Source organism: Nonomuraea sp. NPDC049784 (assembly GCF_040659615.1).
GTDB lineage: Bacteria > Actinomycetota > Actinomycetes > Streptosporangiales > Streptosporangiaceae > Nonomuraea.
The window spans coordinates 1-6,544 of sequence record NZ_JBFAMX010000583.1 but is presented as its reverse complement, the minus strand read 5'-3'; the positions used below and the strand labels follow the sequence as shown (position 1 = coordinate 6,544).

The following is a 6,544-nucleotide window of genomic DNA, read 5'->3' as shown; positions in this document are numbered from 1 at the left end:
CGGCTGGTGGCCGTGACGAGGCGCCCGGTGGAGGGCCGCTTCTCGTTCGACCCGGACGAGCTGCGCGCCGCGGTCACACCCCGCACCCGCGCCATCCTCGTGAACTCGCCGCACAACCCCACGGGGACCGTGTTCACCCGCGCCGAACTGGAGGTCATCGCCACGCTCTGCCAGGAGCACGGGCTGATCGCGGTGACGGACGAGGTGTACGAGCACCTGACGTTCGACGGGGTCGAGCACATCCCGCTGGCCACGCTGCCCGGCATGCGCGAGCGCACGGTGATGATCTCCTCCGCGGGCAAGACGTTCTCGGTCACCGGCTGGAAGACCGGCTGGGTGTGCGCCCCTCCCGCCCTGGTCACGGCGGTGCAGACGGTCAAGCAGTTCCTCACGTTCACGGCGAGCGCGCCGTGGCAGCTGGCGGTGGCGTACGGGCTGCGGCACGAGCTGGAGTGGGTGTCCGCCCTTCGCGCGGGACTCCAGGACAAGCGCGACCGCCTCATGGAGGGCCTCGCGGCCGCCGGTTTCTCGGTCTTGAGACCCTCGGGCACATACTTCGTCCAGACGGACATCCGCCCCCTGGGCTTCTCGGACGGCCTCGAGCTCACCCGCCGCCTCCCGGACCTCGCCGGGGTGGTGGCCATCCCGACCCAGGTCTTCTACGACCACGCCGAACGCGGCCGCCACTTCGTCCGGTTCGCCTTCTGCAAGAAGGACGAGGTCATCGACGAGGCGGTGACCCGACTCAAGCGCCTCTCCGCCTGACCTCTGCACCCCCTGCGGGCCGCACGGCCACCTGCGTGGGGGTCAGGCCGACGGGCGGAGGCCGTCGAAGACGATGGCGAGGGTCCTGGTACGCAGGCCCTCGTCCCACCCGTTGTGCTGCGCCGCCAGGCACGCGGCACTCAGCAGGGCGAGCAACTCCGCCATCCCCACATCCCCCCGGACCGCCCCCGCCTCCTGGGCCCGCATCAACAGCGTCTCGATGGATCCCCGAATGTCGGGCGTGCCGGCCTTGGCATCGATCCCCGCGGCCGCCAAGGCATCCACGAGTACCTTCTTGACGGTCGAGTCCTCCACGATCGTGGTGAAGTACTCGAAAAAGGCCGCCCCAGGATCAGAAGCGGACGCCAGCTCGTCGGCCAGCGCGGCCAGCCGCCGCATCCGGTCGACGACGATGGCCTGGTAGAGGTCCTCCTTGGCGGGGAACTGGCGGTAGATCGTACCGACACCCACCCCGGCCAGCGCGGCGATCTCGCGCATCGAGGCGGACAGCCCGTCCCTGGCCAGCACCACCTCGGCGGCCTCCAGCACCCGGGCGCGGTTGCGTTGCGCATCGGCACGCATCAATGAGAGCCCCTTCGTTGACAACCGGAACGAGTGTTCCGTATGGTCTGAAGGCATCCGGAACACTCATTCCGATTCTAGGGGACTCCCGTTGGACCATCTGAATCTGGGCCGCTCCGGCCTGCGCGTCTCCAGGGCATGCCTGGGCACCATGAACTTCGGCACCGAGTACGGCCTGGCCGCCAGCGACGAGGCCGAGGCCGGCCGGATCATCGACGCCTTCCTCGAAGCGGGCGGCAACTTCATCGACACCGCCGACCTGTACCACCGGGGTGAGACCGAGGAGATCGTCGGCCGCGCGCTGAAGGGCAGGCGCGAGCGGGTCGTGCTGGCCACCAAGGGCGCCATGCCGGTGGGCACGGAGGGGCGCGGCCTGTCGCGGCGCCACCTCACCAGGGCCCTCGACGCCAGCCTGCGCCGCCTCGGCACCGACTACATCGACCTCTACCAGTGCCACCAGTGGGACCCGGCGACGCCGATCGAGGAGACGATGGCCACGCTGGACGGGTTCGTCAAGGCGGGCAAGGTCCGCTACCTCGGCTGCTCCAACTTCACCGCGACCCAGCTCGTCGAGTCGCAGTGGGCCGCCGTCCGCGTCGGCGGCACCCCGTTCGTGAGCCTGCAGCCGCAGTACTCGCTGATCCAGCGGGTGATCGAGGCGGAGATCCTGCCGGCGTGCGAGCGGCACGGCATCGGCACCGTCGTGTACGGGACGCTCGGCGGCGGCGTACTGACCGGCCGCTACAAGCACGGCGAGGCCCCCGACCCGGACAGCCGCATGGGCAGGCTGCTCGGCCACTCCCTGCCCGGCGCGAACCGCTGGGCCCGCTCGCTGCTCAACGACCGCAACCTGGACATCGCCGAAGAGCTGGTCAAGGTCGCGGCCGGGCTCGGCGCCGCACCGGCGGAGGTGGCCCTGGCCTGGGCGGCACGGCGCCCCGGGGTGACCTCCGTGCTGATCGGCCCGCGATCGGTGCAGCAGCTGCGGGAGAACCTGGCGGCGTTCGACCTGGACCTCCCCGAGGAAGCGGTGGCCAGGCTCGACGAGATCTCCCACGTCGACCTCGGCCCGATGGACGGCTCGTTCTTCCACCTCGTCCCACGCTGACATCCGCATATGTACGGGTGATGCCCGACAAATCGTGGTATCCCTGGCTGAGTGAAGCGCCGGCATGTCGCGATGGTTCTCGTGCTCGGGCTCGCCGCGGCATGCCAGGTCCCAGCGCGGGACCACGGGCGCCCAACGCTGCTCCAGCCGCCCGCCGTACCGACGACCACGCAGGCCGTCCCCACACCCTCGACAGGGGGCAGCCCCGTCATCCCGCCCGCGGCACCCGGCGGCTGGCGTTACACCTACGTCGGCGAGGAGCTCGGCGGCGAGCTGTGGGACGTGGTCGCCACCGGCCCCGGCGACGCGTGGGCGGTCGGCGCGCGGGACGGCCAGCCGTTCCTGCTCGGCTACGACGGCCGCACGTGGCGGCCGGCCCAGCTGCCCGACGGCCTCGGCGACATCGACGTGATCGGGGATCTCCGCCTCGGCGCGTCGGGCCCCGGCGACCTGTGGCTGTTCCGCCCGGACGACCAGGGCACGCGCGTGTTCCGCTGGGACGGCACCGGCTGGCGCCCGCTGCCGCCGTACCAGTGGCAGGTGATCGACGCGCAGGTGTTCTCGCCCACCGACGTCTGGGTCCTCGCCGACGAGCGCAGGGCGGGCCACTGGGACGGAACACGCTGGCGGACCGTCACGCTCCCCGCCCAGGCGAGCGCCCTCGCCGCCACCGCGCCGGACGACATGTGGGCGGTCGGCCACCGGAACTTGGGCACGATGCCGGGTCCGCTCACCCAGCCGGCCGCCATGCACTGGAACGGCCGCGCCTGGCGCCTGATCCCCACCCCCGCCTACCGTTTCGCCGACCCTGCGCCGCCCGAGGAGGACGCCTTCCTCAGCGACGTCGTGGCCCTGTCGGCGAAGGAGGCGTGGGCGGTGGGGGAGCACACGTTCAACCACGGAGAGGGCGGCCCCGACCCCGCCGACCCACCGCCGATCGTGTTGCGCTGGGACGGCTCCACCTGGAACCGGCACCCGGTGCCCACCCCCTCGATCTGCTGCCCGAAGCTCGCCCCGGACGGCTCCGGCGGCGTCCTGCTCAGCTCGGGCGGCACGGGCCTCGGCAACACCTGGCGCCTCGCCCCCGGCGGCACCGCGACTCGCCTGCCCCGGATGAAGGTGGAATCGAAGGCGTCACGCAAGCAGTACGGCGCCATCGAGGCCATGGCCCACATCCCCGGCACCCGCACGGTCCTCGCGGTGGGCAGGCTGAGCGCGCGCAGCTGGTCCCGGGTCGCCATCGCCGAATTCAACGCCAACGGAGAGTAGCGAAGGATAAACTGACGGTGGTGGTATCGCGGTGATACCGCCTCCGACCTACGATGGGAGGTATGGCTATGACCCTTCGCTTGACCGACGAGCAGACCGAGGCCCTCCGTAAGCGCGCCGAGTTCGAGGGGCGCAGCATGCAGCAGATCGTGGTGGCCGCGGTCGAGGAATACCTGGCAAGGCACACTGCCGACGAAGAGGTTCGCCGGCTCGGCGCCAAGTCGAGGGAGCGCTGGCGAACAGTTCTTGATCGGCTCGGCGAATGACCCGATACCTCACCCTGGAGCAGGTCCTCGAGCTCGCGGAGGCCGAGCTGGGCGACATTCTCGCGGTCCGGGACCTCGGCCTGCTCGACTCGGCCGTTCACCGGCCGAGCTCCGCCATGTTCGGCCAGGAGGCTTATCCCGACCTGATCACGAAAGCCGCCGCTCTCCTACAGTCGCTGGCGGTCAATCATCCGCTCATCGACGGCAACAAGCGGCTCTCCTGGCTGGTGACGGACGTCTTCCTGCGGTTCAACGGGGTCGAACTCGACACCGACGACGACTCCGCCTACGACCTCGTCATCGCCGTCGCGGCCGGCAAGCTCACCGAGGTGAACGAGATCGCGGACGTCCTGCGTACCTTCACGACACCATCCTGACCGGCGGCCTCGCCTCAGCTCCGGGTGCTCTCGTTGCTCGGCTCGTCCAGCGGCGTCAGCGTGTCCGTGGCGGCCGCGTGCTCCATCCCCGTCGCCTGCAGCAGGTCGACGACCACCGAACGCAGTTGCGCGATGATCACGTGTGCCGAGAAGCCGAGCCCGTCGGGCCGCTCGCGGGCCGCGACGGCCAGCAGCGCCTGGCGTGCCAGCGTCGGTTCGCGGCCCGCCCCGAGCTCCAGTTGCAGCAGCAGCGCCGCCTCCGAGACCTCACGCAGCGCCTCCGCCAGGGCGGGGGGCGGCGGGCTGGCCTCTCCGAGCGCGGCCAGGGTGCGCCTGGCCAGCACCCGCGCGTTCCGCAGCGCCAGGTCCACCGGCACGGCCGCGGTCTCGTAACGCGCCAGGCTGGCCTTGCGGTGCCAGTGCAGCGGCGAGATCAGCGTGATCTCCTTGGCGGTCTCCAGCGCGTGCCCGTACTCCTCCACCGCCTCCTGCGTGCTGCGCGCCTCCTCCAACGCCTCGGCCGCGAGGTCCACGTCCCGCTTCTCGATCGCCTCGGCGGCCCGCTCCAGCACCGTGGACAGCGCGTCGAGCACCCCGGACAGGTGCTTGGCCGCGATCGTGAACGGGCTGGCGGGCAGTAAGGCGGCCGCCATGATCCCGATGATGCCCCCGGTGAGCGCGTCGGCCATCCGGTCCAGGCCCCCGGCCCCGTCGCCTGGCACGAGGGCGGCCACCAGCACGGCCGACGACCCCGCCTGCGCGACGAACAGCGCCCCGCTGTTCAGCAGCACCGCCACGGTCATCGCCAGCGCCACCACGAGCGCGATCTGCCACGCGCCCGAGCCGATCCAGGACACCAGCAGGTCGCCGATGCCCACCCCGAGGCTCACGCCGATCACCAGCTCGGCGACCCTGCGCAGCCGCTGCCCGAGCCCGACGCCCACGCAGATCAGCACGGAGATCGGGGCGAAGAAGGGGCGTGGGTGGCCGAGCAGCTCGATGGCGATGATCCAGGCTATTGCGGCACCGACCGCGCACTGCGCGATGGACGGTGCCGTGAGGCCGAACGTGCCCAGTCGTTCCTTCACATGATCGCTGAGCCTGGTTCGCACCTTTCCACCATGGCGGATCTTTATGACATTGAGGTCACGTTTGCCCTATCTAAGTCCTTTTCGTCGGAGGTTGTGCGTTTTCTTGTCGGCGGGGGAGAGGTGCTCGCCTTGCCGGTCTGGCCCTCTTGGTCACGCGGCGTGTGCCCGTCGTCGGCGCTCTCTTCGGCGAAGGACGTGTCCGGCCCGTGGGCGTGGACGTCCAGCGACGGCAGGGCCGCCAGCGCTTCCGTCCGCTCGGTGCCGGTCGCCAGGAGCAGGTCCACGATGATGGACCGGAGCTGGGCGATCATCACGTCCGCCGAGAAGCCCCACCGCTCGGACCCCTGCTGGGAGGCCACCGCCAGGAGCGCCTTGGTGACCTTTTCCGGCGAGCGTTCGGCGGCCAGCTCGTCTCGCAGCATGAGCGTCGCGTCTGCGAGGTCGCCCAGCGCGCCGGGCAGCCAGGGCGGGAGCGGGCTGGAGCCGTCGAGCGCCACGATGGCCCGTCTGGCCAGCACCCTGGCGTTTCTGAGCGCGTGATCGAGCGGCACGGCCGCTTTCTCGTACCCCTCCAGGCTGGGGCGGCGGTGGCGGTGCAGCGGCGAGATGGTGGCGATCTCCCTGCTCGTCTGCAGCGCCTGCAGGAACTCCTCCACCTTCGTCTGGCTGCCCCGCGCCTCCTCCAGCGCGTCGGCGGCCAGGCGCGTGTCGCGCGTCTCGATGGCCTCGGCGATCTGCCGCAGCGCGTCGGCCAGCGCGCCGAACATCCCCTTCGCGTGCCGCCTCGCGAGCGCGGACGGGCTGGCGGGCAGCAGGGCCACCGCCGCGAGCCCCACGAGGCCGCCGACCAGGGCGTCGACCATCCTGGCGAACCCGCCGGCGCCGCTCGGCGGCAGGAGGGTCGCGACGAGCACGGCCGAGGAACCCGCCTGGAGGACGATCATCGAGCCGCTGTCCAGCAGCACCGCCGCGGCCATCGCCATCGCCACCACGAGCGCGATCTGCCACGCTCCCGAGCCGATCCGGGACACCAGCAGGTCACCGACGCCGACGCCGACGCTGACCCCCGCGACCAGCTCCACCACC

At 71.4% G+C, this 6,544-nt stretch carries 8 protein-coding genes; 5 read left to right on the top strand and 3 right to left on the bottom strand.

Annotated features, from left to right (window positions below; all coding sequences use genetic code 11):
• Positions 1 to 765: aminotransferase class I/II-fold pyridoxal phosphate-dependent enzyme (locus tag AB0J09_RS52525; protein ID WP_360709485.1), on the top strand; the 765-nt coding region annotated here is incomplete at its 5' end.
• A gap of 42 nt (positions 766 to 807) precedes the next feature.
• Here AB0J09_RS52525 and AB0J09_RS52520 read toward each other — a convergent pair.
• The gene (locus tag AB0J09_RS52520) at positions 808 to 1,347 is read right to left on the bottom strand and encodes a helix-turn-helix domain-containing protein (RefSeq protein WP_360709483.1); all 540 of its coding nucleotides are present in this window, start codon (positions 1,345 to 1,347) and stop codon (positions 808 to 810) included.
• Between the two features lie 91 nt (positions 1,348 to 1,438).
• On the opposite strand from AB0J09_RS52520, the gene AB0J09_RS52515 reads away from it, so the two are divergent.
• From AB0J09_RS52515 to AB0J09_RS52500, 4 genes are all read left to right on the top strand, one after another.
• Entirely contained in the window at positions 1,439 to 2,455 is a 1,017-nt protein-coding gene (locus AB0J09_RS52515) for an aldo/keto reductase (protein ID WP_360709480.1), read from the top strand.
• A gap of 51 nt (positions 2,456 to 2,506) precedes the next feature.
• Positions 2,507 to 3,724 (top strand): hypothetical protein, encoded by a 1,218-nt coding sequence (locus AB0J09_RS52510; protein WP_360709477.1) that lies wholly within the window; start codon positions 2,507 to 2,509, stop codon positions 3,722 to 3,724.
• A gap of 80 nt (positions 3,725 to 3,804) precedes the next feature.
• On the top strand, positions 3,805 to 3,990 hold the full coding sequence (locus tag AB0J09_RS52505) for a CopG family transcriptional regulator (protein ID WP_360709474.1): 186 nt from the start codon (positions 3,805 to 3,807) through the stop codon (positions 3,988 to 3,990).
• Positions 3,987 to 4,367, top strand: coding sequence for a type II toxin-antitoxin system death-on-curing family toxin (locus tag AB0J09_RS52500; protein ID WP_360709471.1), 381 nt, complete (start codon positions 3,987 to 3,989; stop codon positions 4,365 to 4,367). The genes AB0J09_RS52505 and AB0J09_RS52500 overlap by 4 nt, the downstream gene beginning before the upstream one ends.
• 14 nt (positions 4,368 to 4,381) lie before the next feature.
• Here AB0J09_RS52500 and AB0J09_RS52495 read toward each other — a convergent pair whose 3' ends face one another.
• Together AB0J09_RS52495 and AB0J09_RS52490 are read right to left on the bottom strand one after the other, a co-directional pair.
• Positions 4,382 to 5,479, bottom strand: a complete 1,098-nt coding sequence (locus AB0J09_RS52495) for an FUSC family protein (protein ID WP_360709469.1) — start codon at positions 5,477 to 5,479, stop codon at positions 4,382 to 4,384.
• Positions 5,480 to 5,499: 20 nt separating this feature from the next.
• Positions 5,500 to 6,544 (bottom strand): FUSC family protein (locus tag AB0J09_RS52490; RefSeq protein WP_360709466.1); only part of this gene is annotated, 1,045 nt, incomplete at its 5' end.